The sequence below is a fragment of the Janthinobacterium sp. 13 genome (assembly GCF_002749695.1).
GTDB classification, from domain to species: domain Bacteria; phylum Pseudomonadota; class Gammaproteobacteria; order Burkholderiales; family Burkholderiaceae_D; genus Janthinobacterium; species Janthinobacterium kumbetense.
Genome location: NZ_PEEQ01000001.1, coordinates 1,196,235 through 1,212,914 on the forward strand (window position 1 = coordinate 1,196,235; position 16,680 = coordinate 1,212,914).

The 16,680-nt window shown below is 66.2% G+C and carries 17 protein-coding genes; 4 read left to right on the plus strand and 13 right to left on the minus strand.

The genetic code is table 11. From position 1 onward, the window contains the following. Positions 1 to 8: 8 nt before the first annotated feature. The 5 genes from CLU94_RS05100 to CLU94_RS05120 all read right to left on the minus strand — a co-directional run bounded on the left by CLU94_RS05100 (position 9) and on the right by CLU94_RS05120 (position 4,166). Positions 9 to 1,520: a type II and III secretion system protein family protein gene (locus CLU94_RS05100; protein ID WP_257218682.1), complete on the minus strand. Its 1,512-nt coding sequence runs from the start codon at positions 1,518 to 1,520 to the stop codon at positions 9 to 11. Between the two features lie 31 nt (positions 1,521 to 1,551). Beyond that, a complete protein-coding gene (cpaB, locus tag CLU94_RS05105; RefSeq protein WP_099664843.1) occupies positions 1,552 to 2,379 on the minus strand; it encodes a Flp pilus assembly protein CpaB in 828 nt (275 codons plus the stop codon). Between the two features lie 42 nt (positions 2,380 to 2,421). Further along, on the minus strand, positions 2,422 to 2,982 hold the full coding sequence (locus CLU94_RS05110) for an A24 family peptidase (RefSeq protein WP_099664844.1): 561 nt from the start codon (positions 2,980 to 2,982) through the stop codon (positions 2,422 to 2,424). Between the two features lie 116 nt (positions 2,983 to 3,098). Next, positions 3,099 to 3,272 carry a Flp family type IVb pilin gene (locus CLU94_RS05115; RefSeq protein ID WP_071650303.1) on the minus strand — a complete coding sequence of 58 codons (174 nt, stop codon included), beginning with the start codon at positions 3,270 to 3,272 and terminating at the stop codon, positions 3,099 to 3,101. 204 nt (positions 3,273 to 3,476) lie between these two features. Next, positions 3,477 to 4,166 carry a LuxR C-terminal-related transcriptional regulator gene (locus tag CLU94_RS05120; RefSeq protein ID WP_257218683.1) on the minus strand — a complete coding sequence of 230 codons (690 nt, stop codon included), beginning with the start codon at positions 4,164 to 4,166 and terminating at the stop codon, positions 3,477 to 3,479. Positions 4,167 to 4,726: 560 nt separating this feature from the next. Here CLU94_RS05120 and CLU94_RS05125 point away from each other — a divergent pair. From CLU94_RS05125 to CLU94_RS05135, 3 genes are read left to right on the plus strand one after another with little or no spacing between them, the layout of a single operon-like run. Continuing rightward, positions 4,727 to 5,215 (plus strand): TadE family protein, encoded by a 489-nt coding sequence (locus tag CLU94_RS05125; RefSeq protein ID WP_099668172.1) that lies wholly within the window; start codon positions 4,727 to 4,729, stop codon positions 5,213 to 5,215. Beyond that, positions 5,215 to 5,826, plus strand: a complete 612-nt coding sequence (locus tag CLU94_RS05130; protein WP_099664846.1) for a TadE/TadG family type IV pilus assembly protein — start codon at positions 5,215 to 5,217, stop codon at positions 5,824 to 5,826. Before CLU94_RS05125 ends, CLU94_RS05130 begins: the two co-directional genes overlap by 1 nt. After that, positions 5,826 to 7,166 (plus strand): TadE/TadG family type IV pilus assembly protein, encoded by a 1,341-nt coding sequence (locus CLU94_RS05135; protein WP_099664847.1) that lies wholly within the window; start codon positions 5,826 to 5,828, stop codon positions 7,164 to 7,166. Before CLU94_RS05130 ends, CLU94_RS05135 begins: the two co-directional genes overlap by 1 nt. Positions 7,167 to 7,170: 4 nt before the next feature. Here CLU94_RS05135 and CLU94_RS05140 read toward each other — a convergent pair whose 3' ends face one another. The 4 genes from CLU94_RS05140 to CLU94_RS05155 form a co-directional block, all read right to left on the minus strand. Then, positions 7,171 to 7,329 (minus strand): XapX domain-containing protein, encoded by a 159-nt coding sequence (locus CLU94_RS05140; protein WP_077401676.1) that lies wholly within the window; start codon positions 7,327 to 7,329, stop codon positions 7,171 to 7,173. Continuing rightward, entirely contained in the window at positions 7,326 to 7,517 is a 192-nt protein-coding gene (locus tag CLU94_RS05145) for a DUF1427 family protein (RefSeq protein ID WP_099664848.1), read from the minus strand. The genes CLU94_RS05140 and CLU94_RS05145 overlap by 4 nt, the downstream gene beginning before the upstream one ends. Before the next feature lie 14 nt (positions 7,518 to 7,531). After that, entirely contained in the window at positions 7,532 to 9,382 is a 1,851-nt protein-coding gene (locus tag CLU94_RS05150; RefSeq protein ID WP_099664849.1) for an amidohydrolase, read from the minus strand. Positions 9,383 to 9,452: 70 nt separating this feature from the next. Further along, positions 9,453 to 10,106, minus strand: coding sequence for a hydrolase (locus CLU94_RS05155; RefSeq protein ID WP_099664850.1), 654 nt, complete (start codon positions 10,104 to 10,106; stop codon positions 9,453 to 9,455). A gap of 215 nt (positions 10,107 to 10,321) precedes the next feature. On the opposite strand from CLU94_RS05155, the gene CLU94_RS05160 reads away from it, so the two are divergent. Further along, on the plus strand, positions 10,322 to 10,564 hold the full coding sequence (locus CLU94_RS05160; protein ID WP_099664851.1) for a hypothetical protein: 243 nt from the start codon (positions 10,322 to 10,324) through the stop codon (positions 10,562 to 10,564). 2 nt (positions 10,565 to 10,566) lie between these two features. Here CLU94_RS05160 and CLU94_RS05165 read toward each other — a convergent pair whose 3' ends face one another. From CLU94_RS05165 to CLU94_RS05180, 4 genes are all read right to left on the minus strand, one after another. Next, positions 10,567 to 12,702, minus strand: coding sequence for a TonB-dependent receptor plug domain-containing protein (locus CLU94_RS05165; protein WP_099664852.1), 2,136 nt, complete (start codon positions 12,700 to 12,702; stop codon positions 10,567 to 10,569). Positions 12,703 to 12,790: 88 nt separating this feature from the next. Beyond that, positions 12,791 to 14,218: a M23/M56 family metallopeptidase gene (locus tag CLU94_RS05170; protein WP_099664853.1), complete on the minus strand. Its 1,428-nt coding sequence runs from the start codon at positions 14,216 to 14,218 to the stop codon at positions 12,791 to 12,793. 3 nt (positions 14,219 to 14,221) lie between these two features. Further along, positions 14,222 to 14,599: a BlaI/MecI/CopY family transcriptional regulator gene (locus CLU94_RS05175; protein WP_099664854.1), complete on the minus strand. Its 378-nt coding sequence runs from the start codon at positions 14,597 to 14,599 to the stop codon at positions 14,222 to 14,224. Positions 14,600 to 14,693: 94 nt separating this feature from the next. Then, entirely contained in the window at positions 14,694 to 16,415 is a 1,722-nt protein-coding gene (locus CLU94_RS05180) for a methyl-accepting chemotaxis protein (protein ID WP_099664855.1), read from the minus strand. Between the last annotated feature and the right edge of the window lie 265 nt (positions 16,416 to 16,680).

Sequence of the window (16,680 nt, forward strand, 5' to 3'; positions counted from 1 at the left end):
AGGTGCTCCTAATGAGTGTCCGGGCCGGCGGGCGCCGTCTGCGTGGCCGCTTCCTGCCGTGGCCGTGGCGCGCCAGCGCCTTCCATTTTTCCTTGCAAGAAGAACTCGCCGCGGCTGGGCGCCACATAGGCGTCGGTCGGCAAGACGATATCGCCGTCAAGCGTGCCGTCGAGCGGCTTGACCAGGTGCGGCGTGATGATGAACACCAGCTCGGTACGGTCGGTCTGGAAATCGCTGCTGCGGAACAGCGCGCCCAGCACGGGGATCTCGCCCAGGAAGGGCAAGGCCTTGATATTGGTCGTCACATTGTTCTTGATCAAACCACCCACGGCAAAACTCTGGCCATCGAACAGCTGCACCGTGGTGGTGGTGCGCCGCGTGGTAAAGGCCGGCAACACGGCATTGGCGGCGGTGCCCCCGCCGGTGGTGATGCCGATGCCTTCGCGGTTCAGCTCAGACACTTCCGGCGCCACCTTCAGGTTGATGCGTCCGCCTTCCAGCACGGTGGGCGTGAACTTGACGGCAATGCCGAATTCCTTTTCCTCCAGCGTGATCTTGTTGGTGGTGCTGTCTTGCGCGACCGGAATGAAAATCTTGCCGCCCGCCAAGAAACTGGCTTCCTGGCCACTGATGGCCATGATGTTCGGTTCGGCCAGCACCTTCACCAGGCCGTCGCGCTTTTGCGCGTCGAGCGTCAGCCCGTTGCCATTCTTGCCGTGCACGGCGCCCAGCTGGCTGGGGTTGCCGCTGAGCAAGTTCGACAGCAAGCCGTAGCTCCAGTTGCCGCGCGTGCCGCTGATGCCCACGCTGGCGCCCAGCTGGTCGACCAGGGTCTTCGATACTTCAGCGATTTTCACTTCCAGCATGACCTGTTGCGGCGCCGCGATCGTCAGCATGTTGATGACCTTGACGCCGCCGGCCGCGCTGGCGGCGCCGTCGGCCGGCGCGGCCGCTTCGCCGGCGCCGCGCTGCGCATAGGCTTGCGCCATGTCCAGGATCTGGCTGGCCTTGACGCTGTCGCTCACCTGCCCCGACAGCACGATGCTGCCGCCGGCCGCGCCAGCCTTGACGGCGCGCTCGCCAGGGAAGACATAGGCCAGCTGCGCCTGCAAGCCCTCGACATCGATCTCGACTTCGATATCAACGATCACGGGGCGCTGCTGCCGGTCCCACAGGATCAGGTTGGTGCTGCCCGGGGCCAGGCCCCAGACGAACAGCTGGCTGGACGAGCCCAGCATCCTGGCGCCGGCCACCCGCGGATCGTTGACGGCGATCTGCGACACCGGCAGGCTCAGGCTGCGCAAGGTGGACTTGCCCACGGCGATGCGCACGGGCGCGCCCAGGCGGGCGATATCGGCGCCCAGCGACATGGCCGGCGCCGCGACGGGCGACATGACGGCCTGCCGGGCCGGCGCCGCCGCGCTGGCGCCGCTTGGCCAGGCCAGGCTTGCCGCCGCGCCGCCCAGCGTCAGGGCCAGGCGCATGCCCGCACTCGCGGCGTGCTTACGAAATTTGTTCATCGATCATCCTTGCTCGCTTGCCTGCTGATTTTTAAAATTGCTGGACGCTCGTATCCATGCCCTTGATGACGGTGATGCTGTCGCGCGCGGGAGCGCGTGGGGGGGCCGCCTGGCGCCGCGCCGCGCGCACCGGCGCGGCCGCCGGCGCCTTCAGTTCCAGCAGCGACTCCTTGGTGGCGCCGCCCGTGGTGACGGGCGCCGGATCGACCTGGTTGCGCAGCACCAGCGACAGACTGCCCACGCTGCGCGCCAGGTCCAGCTTTTCCACCTGCTCCGGCGTCAGCTCCAGGGTCACGGCATTGACCACCTTGGGCTTGTTGTCGTCGCGGCCGGACTCTTGCGCCACGGCCAGCACCAGGATGCGTTCCAGCACGATCTTGGAAATGGCCAGCGGCCCGCCGCCCGCCGGCCTGGCGCGGTCATCCTGCGTATGCACGAGAATGTCGACGAAATTGCCCGGCAAGGCGAAACCGGCCACGCCCACCACGTCGTTGACGCGCACGGTCATGGCGCGCTTGCCGGCAGCCACGATGGCCGACAGGCCGCCCGTGGCGCCGGGCGGCGCGAGCTTGCTTTCCAGCACAGGCTCGCCCTTGCTGACGGCCGTGCGCGTGATGCGCCCGTCCAGCGCGCCGGCCTCGCCAAACGCCCCCGGCGGCATGGCGCCCGCCGGCCAGTCCATGCCGCGCAGCATGGCCGGCGTCACCTTCGCGCCCACGCCGATATCGACCAGCGCGACCATCACCGTCTGGCTGGCCGGCGCGCCTTGTCCCGACATCCAGCGCGCCGCTGCCAGCACGGCGCCCCCCGCCATCAGCAACGCCAGCAGCAGCACGATCGCAACGCGGCTATTTCTCATGATTTTTCCTCTTGGTAAAACTTGGGTTTCCGGACGGGCACATCATGCATAGCCGCCTGCCGCCAGGGCCAGCCAGATGGCGGTACCGGCGGCAATGGCGATCGCATACGGCAGTTTGCCGCCCGGCACGGCGGGCGCATCGACCCGCGGCACTTCGCCTGCGGCGGCGCGCAGCCAGCCTTGCAGCAGCAATTGCCGGGCATTCGCCATCGCCTGGCGCAGCGTGCCCTGGCACAGGGCGACGGCCAGCGCCAGCACGCCGCCCGCCAGCAGGCTGCACAGCACGGCAAACACGGCGGGGCGCGGGCCAAGAAAAGCCCCCACCATCGCCATCAGCTTGACGTCGCCCGCGCCCAGCGCCTTCATCGCATACATGGGCAGCAGCAAGCCCAGGCCGACGGCCAGGCCGCCCAGCGCCAGCCACGGCCCGGCCGGCGTCACCCCGGGCAAGGCCACGCTGTTGAGCAGCACGCCAAGCAAGGCGCCGGAAAACACCAGCCGGTTGGGAATGCGCCGGCGGCGCACGTCATGCCAGACAGCCGCGGCAAGCAGCCCCCACAAGACCGTGGCGGGGCTGAACGTCCAGAAAGAATGAGGGTCCATCGTGTACCTGATGCAAGCCGATGGCATGACGGCATGCGCATCGTTGGGCGGGAAGTCGGCAGGCCGGTGCGCAGGGGCAGCCGGCCTGTCGGGGTGCAGCGCGGTGGGCAGGCGCCTTAGATCGCCGCGCCCGTCAGCTTGGTGCCGATCGCCTTGAAGGCGCCATCGAGGCCGGTGGTGAAATAGCCGACGGCCGTGACCAGCGCCGCAGCCACCAGCGCAGCGATCAGCGCATATTCGATGGCCGTCACGCCATCTTCTTCGGCGATAAAGTTTTTAATGAAATTCATATTATTCCATTTCAGGTCAAGTTTTAAACATGATAAAAACTGAAAATACAGTCTGAAAATAAAAACATTCTCTTTGTTTTTATTTTCCAATTTCTGATGCGTGTATTTTATATAAACAAACATTAAATCGAATCAGAGAAAAGTCATTTTATGCGCAGTACAAACCATCTTAATTTTTTGTCTACAATCAGGACATATGTACTGTCACTCCGCATGGACGGGTTCGGCCAGCCGGTTGCGGGTGGCGTACACATATAATTCCAGGCGGTTGGTGACATCGAGCTTGCTGTAGATCGATGTCAAATGATTACGCAAGGTTTGCTCCGAGATAAAAGCGCGCTGGGCGATCGCACGGTTCAGCGCGCCATTTCCTTCCACCATCATGGCCACGATCTTGCGCTCCTTCAGCGTCAGCCTGGCGATGCGCTGCTCTTCCGGGTCGGGCGCCGCTTCCGGCTTGTTCAACACGCCCAGCATGCTGTCGAGCAGCGCCGGGTCCAGGCACAATTCGCCGTGATGCAGGCGGGCGATAGCGTCGACCATTTGCTTGACGGGCGTTTCCTTGCCCACCACGGCGCGCGCGCCGCTGCGCACGGCGCGCCCGCAGGCGGCCTGGTCCTGCGTGCCGCTGAACAGCAATGCGCGCGACACGCCATTGCCCAGCAGCTGCGGCAGATAATCGATGGCGCAGGCGCCGCCGCAGCCCAGATCGGCGTCGAGCACGATGACGTCGGGACACAGGGTGCGCGCCAGCAGCAGCGCGCTGTCGATCTCGGTGGAGCTGGCCACCACCTGCATCGCCGGCTGGGCGCCGGCGAGCAACTGCTCCAGGCCCCACAGCCAGGTCTTGTGGTCCGACACCAGCATGACGCGTATGACATTGTTTGTTGACATGCTTTACCTCTTTACTTGTAGCCCACTCCCATCGGGGAATGCTGTTGATCCGAATCGGCTTGCCTGCCTCGTCCGCGCGCGCCTTCTGCTGCCGCACGCGGGGGAAAGAAGTCATGGGGGCACAAAGGAAGAGGCCTTGGGCCGGCACGCGCCAACGCGGTGCGTGCCCCAAGGCAGCGGTCGCCGCATGCCGGGCGTGAGCCGATGGATGGGCAGCGTGGCCGGGGCGGGTGCGCCACGGGTGCGCCATCGCTGCTGCCGCCGCTGCTGTTGCTTACATTGCAGCATTTTTGTTGCATCACCTTGCAAAACAAGTCCTTGCCTGCACGCAGGACAATCCTGACACCAGGCCTGTTTTCATACCCGCGCATATTACTCCTGGCCCTGTAGCGACGGGGCCGGCACGTTTGAAATAACGCAGTTAATTGCGATTATCTTGACCTGTAATAATTTAAATGGCGGACACGCCCTTGAAAATCGATATAGAATAATTGCCAGTCAAATGGCGCAATGCCATCCGCCCGACATTCGTCATCGCGGAACTTAACCGGATTATTCCCATGCGCTTAAAACAGGCCGATTCCCGCATATTCCGCAAGCAAAGCGGACAGGCTGGCGCCACCCTGGTCGAATTGGCCCTGATAACACCGGTCTTTCTCATGCTGATAATCGGCATCATTGAATTGAGCATGGCTTATTTTGCCAATATGACCATGCAGCACGCGGTGCGCGAAGGCGCGCGCTATGCCGTCACGGGGGCCAAGGACCTCGACCCCGACAGCGCCAACCAGCAGCGCTACCACGCCGTCATGCAAAAAATACGCGACAGCTCCATGGGCATGTATGACAAGGTCAGCCCCGTGATCTCCGTCAACGGCAGCGATGCGGTGGGCGCCGCCATGTTCGGCCAGGCCGGCGATATCGTCGTCATTTCCGTCGATTGCCGCTGGGCGTTTGCCACACCCATGATCCGTGCCCTGTTCCGCGACGGCCAGGCGCATTTCGTCGTGGCGGCCACCATGCGCAATGAAAGCTTTGGCGGCCTGTGATGCGCGCACCCGCTCCCCGTTTTCCGCGCCGCGCCGCGCGCGGCATCGCCGCCATCGAATTTGCCATCGTGCTGCCCTTGCTGGCCTTGCTGCTGTTCATGCTGGCCGACCTGTCGCGCGCCATCCAGGCCAAGACCATCCTGCTCAATATCAGCCGCGAAGGCGCCAACCTGTCCGCGCGCGCCACGTCCGACCTGAGCGGCTCCAGCCAGGGCATCATGAATGCGCTGGCCGCCAGCACGCCGCCGCTGGACATGCACGGGCGCGGCATGATCTACATCACCAAGATCATGGGTTACACGGCGCAGAGCGGCTTGCGCAATATCGTGCTGGAACAGTACCGCTGGGACGCCGGCGCGAAGGCCAGCGGCTACCTGCCCGCCAGCCAGGTGTGGCAATGCGGCAGCTGGCGCGATGGCACGTGCACCGGCATCGCCAAGGACGAATACGCCCCCACGGTGCCATTGATGCAGAACCAGCTGGCCGATGGCGAACTGATTTACGCCGTGGAAACTTTCTACAATTTCGACATGCTGTTCGGCACATTGAAATTTGGCAACAGCACGACGCCCGTACTGGCGCCCAACCTGACTTCGATGACGGTATTCTGATGCGCATTCCACACAAGCGGCAAGGCGGGCAAGTCCTGGTCATGGTGGCGCTGTCGGCCGTCGTCCTGATCGCCTCCGTGGGCCTGGCCATCGATTCGGCCCTCGGCTACTTCGTCAAGGCCAAGCTCAACGCGGCCGTCGACTCGGCCAGCCTGGCGGCGGCGCGCGGTGTCACCGCGGGCAACTCGGAAGAGGAACAGCGGACCAGGGCGCGCCAGTCGGCAAAGGATTTTTTTGACGTCAATTATCCGGACCACTTCCTGCTGTCGACGCCGACCCTCCATCCCGTCGACGTCACGTTCGACAAGGGTACCGTCACCATCGACGTCTCGGCCAGCGCCTCGCTGCCCGTCTCGCTGATGGGCGTACTCGGCTTCAAGACCCTGGACGTGGCCGCCAGCGCGCAAACCATCCGCAAGGACCTGGACATGGTGCTGGTGATGGATACGTCGCGTTCGCTGGAACACAATGCGGACGCCGTGCGGGCGGCGGGCAAGTCCTTCCTGAACAAGTTCAACGCCACGGTCGACCGGGTCGGCTTGCTGCACTTCGCTTCGGAAGCGCAAATCGACGTCCCGATCAGGCAGACCGACCGCGGCTTCGACCGCGGCGGCATGACCATGAAAGGTGGAAAGATCGATCAATTCGCCTTCGTCGGCGGCACCAACTCGTCCGCCGGCATGTTCCAGGCGCGCAAGCAGCTGAACGACATCGCGCAGGTCGACCGCTCCAGCCTGCGCGTCATCGTGTTTTTCTCCGACGGTTCGCCGGCGGCGTTTTCCTCGTACTTCCCCAACAAGGACAACAAATGCAAGGACGCAGGCGGCCTCGCCACCTTTCCGAAACTGCAAAACCCGGCATTGGCGGGCCTGTACAGGATGAAAGTGAGCGACTCGCTCCAGTACGGCGATTGCGCCGCCAGCCAGATCACCGCGCTTCCCGCATGGTATAACGCGACGAATGACGCGGCACTGCGCGAGTTTCCCATCGTCACCAACTCGCCCCGCGTCGTGACCGCGTCCACCGCCACGGCGCAGGCGCAATGGACGAATGTGCACCGCGCCTCGCGCAACCTGGTCGAAGCGATGGCGGCCAAGGCGCGCCAGGAAGGCATTTTCGTCTTTACCCTGGGCATGGGCGCATCGCTGAAAACCAAGGAAGGGCCGGACAACGAGCTGGGCGAAGACTTGCTGCGCTGCCTGGCCAATACCACCGATGCGAAAGCGGCTTGCCGCAAGCCGGCCGAACCCGTGGGCCTGTATTGCTATGCGGCCAGCGACAGCGACCTGAGTCCCTGCTTCACCCGGCTCGCCTCGGCCATTTTGCGCCTGTCCAAATAAGCGCCTAACCCTGCCACTGCCCCGCCACGACAAAACCCAGGGTCATGGCCACCACCATCGCCGCGCCGGTGGGCGTGGGCGGCGTGGGCGACGGCAGGTCGAACCAGCGGCACACGGCGCCCACCAGCAATCCCAGTACCGATCCTGCCAGCATGACGTTCATGGCGCCTCCCCTTGCGTTTCACGGCGCTGCAAATACAGGCCCGTGAGCCAGTAGCCGCAGCTGGTCAGGAACACCAGCAGCGCGGCGCCCAGCACGGGCGGCGCCGGCACGGGGATGTGCGCCAGCTGGCAGACGAAGCCCACGACAAAGGCCAGCAGCAGGCCCAGGATGACTTTCTTGTAGCGCATGGCTCTGTCCTCTACTAGAAAGCGAAGCAGCTGCAACCCAGCGTGCCCCAGAAGCCGGAAAAATCGCTGATCGGCACGGCCGACTTGCGCACCCGGTCGTGGGCGTGGGCGTGCACGCCGCAGGCGCCCGCGCACTGGTGCGGCATGGCCGCCTGCGCCGGCCTGGCCACGGACCGGTAATGGCCCGGCACCGCGCGCACGGGCGACCACTCGGGCAGCACGGGAATCGGGGGCGGCGCCATGGCCGTGAATTCCGCCTGGCCGTAGACGACCTTGCCGCCGACGATGGTGAGCACGGATTCGATGGACTTGATCGCCTCTTCCGGCACCGCGAAATAATCGGCCGACAGCACGGACAGGTCGGCCAGCATGCCCTCGCGGATGCGCCCCTTCTTGCCTTGCTCGCTGGAAAACCAGGCGCTGCCCGCCGTCCACAGTTCCAGCGCCGTGTCGCGCGACAATCGCCCCGCCGCATCCGTCAGGGCCAGGCCGCCCACGGTGCGCCCCGACACGAGCCAGTACAGCGCCGTCCACGGGTTGTAGCTGGCCACGCGCGTGGCGTCCGTGCCGCCGCCGACGGGCACGCCCGCGTCCAGCATGCGCTGCACGGGCGGCGTGGCCTTCGCCGCCTCAGCGCCATAGCGCTCGACGAAGTACTCGCCCTGGAAAGCCATGCGGTGCTGGATGGCCAGGCCGCCGCCAAGCGCCTTGACCCGGTCGATATTTTTCGGGCTGATGGTTTCCGCGTGGTCGAACAGCCAGTGCAAGCCGCCGAACGGCGTGTCGCGGTTGACCTTTTCGAATACGTCGAGCATGCGGCCGATCGATTCGTCATAGGTGGCGTGCAGGCGGAACGGCCAGCGCTGCTCCACCAGGTGGCGCACGACCTTTTCCAGCTCGTCTTCCATGCCGGCCGCCAGCTCCGGACGCGGCTCGAGGAAATCCTCGAAGTCGGCGGCGGAAAACACCAGCATCTCTCCGGCGCCGTTGTGACGGTAAAAGTCCGTGCCGTCGCCCGGCTTGACCATGCCCGTCCACTTCTGGAAGTCCTGCAATTCGGCGCCCTTGTTCTGCGTAAACAGGTTGTAGGCGATGCGGATGGTCAGCTGCTCTTTTTGCGCCAGCTCGTCGACGACGGCGTAATCCTCGGGATAGTTCTGGAAGCCGCCGCCCGCGTCGATGGCGCTGGTGATGCCCAGACGGTTGAGTTCGCGCATGAACTGGCGCGTGGAGTTCACTTGCAATTCGCGCGGCAGGGTCGGGCCTTTCGCCAGGGTCGCATATAAAATCATGGCGTTCGGACGGGCGATCAGCAAGCCCGTGGGGTTGCCGGCAGCGTCGCGCACGATTTCGCCGCCGGGCGGGTTCGGCGTGTTCTTGTCGTAGCCGACGGCGCGCAGGGCGGCGCGGTTCAGCAGGGCGCGGTCGTACAGGTGCAGGATGAAGACGGGCGTGTCCGGCGCAGCCGCGTTGATCTCGTCGAGGGTCGGCATGCGCTTTTCCGCGAACTGGAATTCCGTCCAGCCGCCCACCACGCGCACCCACTGCGGGTTCGGCGTGCGCAGCGCCTGTTCCTTGAGCATGCGCAAAGCGTCGGCCAGCGAGGGTACCCCTTCCCAGCGCAATTCCAGGTTGTAGTTCAAGCCGCCGCGGATCAGGTGCAAATGCGAGTCGTTCAGGCCGGGAATGACGGTGCGGCCAGCCAGGTCGATCACTTGCGTGGCGGGACCGCGATGACGCATCACGTCCTCGACGTCGCCCACGGCGAGAAATTTGCCATCGGCGATGGCGACGGCGGACGCCAGCGGCTGCGCCCTGTCGACCGTGTGGAAACGGCCATTGAGCAAGATCGTGTGTGCATGCATGGGAACTCCCGATTCAGGTGAAGGATACGCCCCCGCCGGCGGGCGGCGGTGGCGCGATATCAATAAAATCTCAATGGCCTTCGCTGGCATTGAACATGGATTTGGCGTAGATCAAGCCCAGGCCATAGCCGCCGCCGTGCGCCACGGCCGTCACCACCGTCTCGTTGTAGGTCTCGCCGCGGGCCCAGTCGCGCTGCAGTTCCAGCAAGTATTGCACGGACGTCATCGGCTGCGCGCCCGCCTGTATCATGCGCTGCATGGCCATCGCATGGGCTTCGTCGGAGACGTCGCCGCTGGCGTCGGCGATCACGTACACGTCAAAACCCTGTTCCAGTGCCGACAGCGCGGGGCCGACGATGCACACGGACGTCCACAGGCCGGCCAGCACGATCTTGCCCTTGCCGTAGCCATTCACCTTGTCGGCGATGCGCGCATCCTCCCAGGTATTCATGCTGGTGCGGTCGATCGGCGCCTGCTCCGGGAAGACGGACTGGATTTCGTCAAAAATAGGGCCGGAGAACGATTTGGCCGCCACCGTCGTCAGGATCGTCGGCACCTTGAATTCCGCGGCCGCCTTGGCGACGAGGGCCGCATTGTTGCGCAGCAAGGCCAGGTCGATGGAGCGCGTGGCGAACGCCATCTGCGACTGGTGGTCGATCATGATCAGGGTGTGGTCGTTCGGGGTCAGCAGTTTTTGGGCGGCTTGGGCGGTAGCGATAGGCATGATGTTTTCCTCAGTGAAAATAATTGAATATCAAAGTAGTGGTATCCGGCCCGCACAATCTTGCGCTTTCCTTCTTGCGCTGCCATGTTGCGTGTCAGTGACAGGCAGTATGCACGCACAAAAAGGAAAACAAAAACGGAAAGAATGCCAAGCTATATTCGATTTTTTCGATGATATAAAATAAGCACACCGCAACCAATCGCACGGAGGAAAACATGGGATTTGAATTCAGGATCGCGGCCAGCCTGACGGCCGGCCAGCGCCAGCACCTCGAACAACTGCTGGCGGCGCTGCCGCAGGCGACCGACGGCATGCCCGGCACGGACGCCAGGCTGACGGATGCCGGCCTGTATGTATGCCAGTACCTGCGCCCGGAGCCGTGGCACGGCCTGGACGCCGTGCGCGCCTGGCTCGATGCGCAGGGCGTGGACTACGCCGTCGCGGAGGTCGACGACTGACGCTACAGGGTGCCTTCCAGCATCACGCGCCAAGTGCGGTAGGTGCCCGTATCGACCGTGCGCAGCGCGCTGCCCCCGCCATCCGCATACAGGCTGCGCGTGCGGTCCGCCTGCCGCAGCAGGTTGGCGCCCGACACGCGCAGGCGCAGCGTGTCGCTGACCTTCCACAGCGCATACACATCGAGTTCGCGCCGGGCGCCTTGCCAGGCCAGCAGCTGGCCTGACTCGCGCGACGGCCCTCCCGCCTGGTAATGCAGGTTGCCGCCCACGGCCAGCGGTCGGCTGGCCAGCTGGTAGTCCGCGCCCAGGTTGGCGCTCCACGGCAGCTGGCCATCGAGGCGGTTGTACGGGCCGGGAACGGCATCCACCGCCGACCAGTTGCGCGCCAGATTCGCCCGCAGGTCCAGCGCGGGGGCACGGGGGAACAGCACCGCCAGCGGCAGCTTCGCTTCCAGTTCGATACCGCGCACCTGCGCCCTGCCATTGTTGGCGGGCGTGGCCACCCAGCGCCCGTTGTCCTGGTACAGCCGGTCCAGCATCACGTCGCGGATGCGGCGCCAGGTGGCGCTGGCACTGAGCATGGCGCCCTCGCCCAGATAGTACTCATAGGCCGCGTCCAGGCCCCACGCCATTTCCGGGCGCAGCGCGGGGTTGCCCTGGTTGTCGGGATTCGTGGGACTATTGCCGTTATCGACCGCGTACGGGCGCGGGATCAGCTGGAAAATCTGCGGCGCCTTGTACGTGCGCGTGACGGCCAGGCGCACCTGGTCCTTGCCGGCGAACTTCCACAGGCTTTGCAGCACGGGACTCCACACCTGCGCGCGCACGTCGACAGGGTTCGCGCCACCGGTGGCGCTGGCCGTGCGCCAGGTTTCCCAGCGCAGGCCCAGGTACAGCGACCAGCGCGCGGAGACATCCCACTCATCCTGCGCGAACAGGGCCAGGCGCCGCACCGTGACCGCGTAGTCCGCGTCCGGCAGGACGGGCGGCCCGCCCGGCTCCAGCTGGCGCTCGCGGCGATACTCCGCGCGCCGCCGGCGGCCCCCGTCCCAGCCCGCCGCCAGCGCGTGCCCCTCGCCCAGCGCCCGGCGGTAGGTGCCGCTGGCCTGCACGCCCACATCGTCCACGCCAGCGTCGACCAGGCGCACATTCGCCGGCCCAGGCAGAGCGCCCACGCCCCGGAACAGGTAATCGCTGCCGCGGTGGTTGACATCGACACCCAGCTTCACCTCGAGGCTGGCGCCAGCTTCCAGCTTGCGCAGCCAGCGCAGGTCGCTGCGCACGGTGCTGCTGTCCTGGTCGAAGGCGGCGTCGTTGTCCGGATAGCCGGTATGGCCGCCCAGGTAAGCCGCTTCCACCACATGGCGGCGGCTGGCCAGGCGACGCACGTTGAGCAGGCTTTGCCAGGCCAGGCTGTCTTCGCCCGCCAGCGCCCATTGCAGGCGGGGCGCCAGCTCGAACGTGTCGCTGGTCACGCGCTCGGTCAGCGGCATGTGGCGCACCACGGTGGGCGTGCCGCCGGCCGCATATTCGCGGTTCCATTCATCGAGCAACCCGCGGCGCCCCGTGTGGCCAAGCGTGCCGGCCAGCGCGTACGACAGGCGCCCGTCCTGGCTGGACCATTGCACGGTGGCGCTGCCGGCGGGCATGCCGTTGCTGGCCGAGCCGCCCAGCTTGTAGGTGCGCTCGCGCCGCTTGGCGGATTTCTTCAGCACGATATTGATGGAGCCGGCGATCGCCTGGGCGGAAAATTCCGCCGTGGCGGCGCGCATGATTTCCACGCGCTCGACCAGTTCCGGGTCCAGCGCGTCCAGCGAAAAACCGGCCGGCACGGGGTCGCCGTCGAGCATGACGAGGGTGTAGCCCTGTCCCAGCCCCCGCAGCTGGAGCTGCCCGCCCTGCCCCGTGCCGGCCGGCGCGCCGATGGTAATGCCGGGCAGGCGCTTCAAGGCGTCGGACAGGACGCGGTCGCCCTGGCGTATCAGCTCATCGTGGCCGACGACCATGCCGGCGACGGTATCGTTGCGGCGCTGCTCCAGCTTGCCCGCATTGACCGTCACGGAAGGAAGGGTGTCTTCGGCACGGACGTGCGCCGTCAACGGCAGCGCGAGGCTGCACAGGAAAATACTCAATCGCATGGGAATTCCAGAAAGATGGCGGTTGCCGGATGAATGGTTGCCGGGCCAGGCGCGCCGCGCCCGCCCGGCCTGCAGTCAAAAACAGGCGTCAGCGGCCGAACTGCTGCTTGCGCATGCGCAGGGCCCGCGCGCTGGCGTTGGCGTCGAGGCCCGCGAGCCACTGCTGCGGATCCTGCAGGCGCCCGTTGCGGGTGACCTGGAAATGCAGGTGCGGCCCCGTCGCCAGGCCCGTCGCGCCCACCGTGCCGATGGACTGCCCCGCCGTGACGGCCATGCCGGTGGTGAGCGTGACCCGGTCGAGATGGGCATACAGCGATTCGACGCCGCCGCCATGGTCGATGCGGACGGCCTTGCCGAGGCGCGCATCCTCGCTGACGCTGGCGATGCCGTCGGCCGCCGCATGCACGGGCGTGCCCCGCCTGGCGCCCAGATCGATGCCGCCATGGCCTTGTGGCGTGATCTCGCGCACCACGCCAAAGAAGCCCGTCACGCGCATGGTATCCAGGGGATTGCGCCAGGCGGTGGGCGCCGGGGCCGGCGCGGCGGGCATGGCTGCAGGCGCGGCAGCCGCCGTCCACGCCAGTGCCGGCTGCAGCGCCAGGCTGGCCGCGCCGATAGCGCACAACAGCAGCACCGTCAGCAGCCGCAAGGCGGGAGGCAGCCGCTCCTGCCCGTCGCGCATGCGCAGCAGGCGCTCGGCCATGCCGCCGCCGCCAAACGCCAGTCCCGGCAGCGGCTGGGCCTGCAAGCCCAGCTGCTTGACCAGCGCCGCCGCATATTGCTGGCGCTGGCGCGCGGGGCGGCCGGCCAGGACCTGGCGGTCGCAACCGAGCTCCTGCGCCCAGGCCAGCTTGCCGGCCAGCCAGCGCGCGGCCGGATGAAACCACAGCAACGCCTGCAGCATGGTGGCCAGCAGCAATAGCATGGGATCGCGGCGGCGTGCATGGGTCAGCTCATGGGCGATCACCATCTGCTGCTGTTCCGGCGTAAATTGCGCCAGGTGCGCCGGCAGCAGCAAACGCGGCCGCCACACGCCCACCAGCATCGGCGAGATCGGCGCATCCACTTCCAGCACATCCGTGCCATGCAGGCGGCGCCGCTGCGCCAGCTGCAGCAAGGTGCGCAACGTGGCGCGGCCGCGCTGCCAGCGCCAGGCCGTGCAAGCGACGCCCAGCAGATAGACGAGGCCCCAGGCAGCCGGCACCAGGGACAGCCAGGAAGCGCCGGATGGCAGCCCGGCCGCTGGCGCATCCACGGCCAGCGGCACGCCGGACGCTGCGCTGGCCAGGGAAACGGGCACGCTCAGCTCGGGCACCACGCTCAGTTGCCGCGCGTCAGGCAGCAACGGCAGCACGAACGCGGCAGCCAGCACCAGCTGGGCGCCCAGCCACACGCTGCGCTGGGCCGCCAGCGCGGGCCAGCGCCGTTGCGCCAGGTACAGCAAGCCTTGCAGCAGCCAGCCGCTCAGCAGGCAGGCGGCCGTCGCCTGCAGCAAGGTCAGGGGAAACAAGCTCATCGCTTACTCCTTGCCGTCCAGAGGCCAGTCTTGCAGCAACTGCTCCAGCGCCGCCAGCTCCTGCTGGTCCACCAGCTTGCTGCCTGTAAACATACTGACCGGCAAGGGGCTGTCGATTTCCATCACGCGGCGGCCGAAGTCATGGGCGAACGCGGCCAGGGTGGCCACCTTGTCCGCGTTGGCTTCATACACGAGCACGCCATGCACGCTGCGCTGCAGCAACATCCCCTTGTCCAGCATGCGCTCCACGGTCTTGCGCGTGGACGAAAACGACCAGCCCAGCTCCTCTTCCACGCGGGCGTGCAATTCACGCGCGGACAGCGGCTGCTCTTTCCACAAGGCTTTCAGTAACGATAGTTCGGTGACGGAGGGCGTGCTCATGGCGATTCCTTCTAGTGACTATTGACACAATTATGCGACAACAGTCACATGCACGCAAGCGCTATTTGCGACACCTGTCGCATGCACTGGCGCCCTAGAACTCGTCCCACGCATCGTCCTCCGGACGCTGTTTCTTGGTCGAAACTTGCGGCGCATGGGGCTGCGCCCCCTTGGCGGGCAGGCGGGCGGCGGCGCGCGCCGCCTTGAGCGGCACGGGGCGGCGCGCGTCGGGCCGGGACGCCAGCGCCGGCGTGGCGGCCGCCTGCGCCGTCTTGAACACGGCCACGGCGTCGGCCAGGCGGGCCGCCTGCTCCTGCATGGCTTCGGCCGCCGCGGCCGCCTCTTCCACCAGCGCAGCGTTTTGCTGCGTCACCTGGTCCATCTGGCCGATGGCCCGGTTGACTTGCTCGATGCCGTAGCGCTGCTCGTCGCTGGCGGCCGAGATATGCCCGACGATGCTGCTGACCTTGTGCACGCTGTCGACGATCTCGTGCATCGTGCGGCCCGCCTCGTCGACCAGGCGCGCGCCGCTCTCCACCTGCGCCACGGAATCGTTGATGAGGGCCTTGATTTCCCTGGCGGCACTGGCCGAACGTTGTGCCAGGTTGCGTACTTCCGTGGCGACGACGGCAAAGCCGCGCCCCTGCTCGCCCGCCCGGGCCGCTTCCACGGCCGCGTTCAAGGCCAGGATATTCGTCTGGAAGGCGATGCCGTCGATCACGCCGATGATGTCGACGATCTTGCGCGAGGAATCGTTGATCGAACCCATGGTGTCGACCACTTGCGCCACCACCGCGCCGCCCTTGCCCGCCACGGACTCGGCCGACGCGGCCAGGCCATTGGCTTCGTGGGCGTTCTGCGCATTCTGCTGGACCGTGCCCGTCAGTTCTTCCATCGACGACGCCGTCTCTTCCAGCGAACTGGCTTGCTGTTCCGTGCGCGCCGACAGGTCGAGGTTGCCCGAAGCGATCTGGCGCGAAGCCGTGGCGATGGTTTGCGTGCCGCTGCGCACCTCGGTGACGATGCGCAGCAGGCTGGCCGTCATGTCCTGCAAGGCCTGCATCAGCTCGCCCGTTTCATCCTTCGAGCCCACCGCCACCGGCACCGTCAAGTCGCCTTGCGCCACCTGCCTGGCCACCTCGATGGCCGAACGCAGGGGCCGGCTGATATTCCTGGCCAGCCACATGGCGATCATGCCGGCCAGCAACATGGCCACCGCGCCGCCGCCCAGCAAGACCCAGCGCGTCTGCGCCTGCAAGCCCGCCAGCGCCTGCGAACGCTGCGCCAGCAGCGCCGTTTCCGCGTCGCCCACTTCCTTCAGCAACGCGCGCATGGCGTCCATGCCCTGCTTGCCCCGGCCCTCTTTTTCCAGCGCCAGCACGGGCTCGATGGGGGCCGTGCCTTGCGCCACGGCGCGCCGCAGCGCGATCACGGGGTCGAGCGCGCCGGCCAGCCAGGCTTGCTGGGCGGCATCGAGTTTCGCCAGGCGTTGCTGCTGGACAGGATTGTCGCTGGTCAAGGCGCGCGTCCTGTCGAGGTGGCTGCGAAACGAAGTCTTGCCCACGGTGTAGGGTTCCAGCGACGCCTCCGCGCCCGTGATCACGTAGCCGCGCTGCCCCGTTTCCATATTGATCAGGCTTTCCAGGATGGCGTCATTTTCACCGAGCACCTGGTAGGTGTGGGTATTGATGGCGTTGGCGTCGGCCAGTTTCGAGAAATTCAAGGTGGCCACTGCGACCAGGACGGCCAGCAGCAAGACAATGGCGCCGAAGCCGCCGTACAGGCGGGTGGCGATGCGAAGGTCGGCAATGCGCATGGTATTCCTCCAGGAACAAGAACCCCGGCAGCGCGGCGATCCCCCCGCGCAAGGGGTGCAGGCGGGAATTCTACCCAGATTTACGCGGGGGCAGCGCGCCCTTGCCGCATTTTTCTTTACTTGCGGCATTGCAAACCTGAAACAAAACAGGCGCGTTTTTGCCATGCTGTTATACTTCGCGTGTGCGGCACATATGACCAGTCCCCTTGCCGCTGTCTTTCGACCCCTAATCTGATTGCCTGCGACTGGCGCCCCACGATGGCGA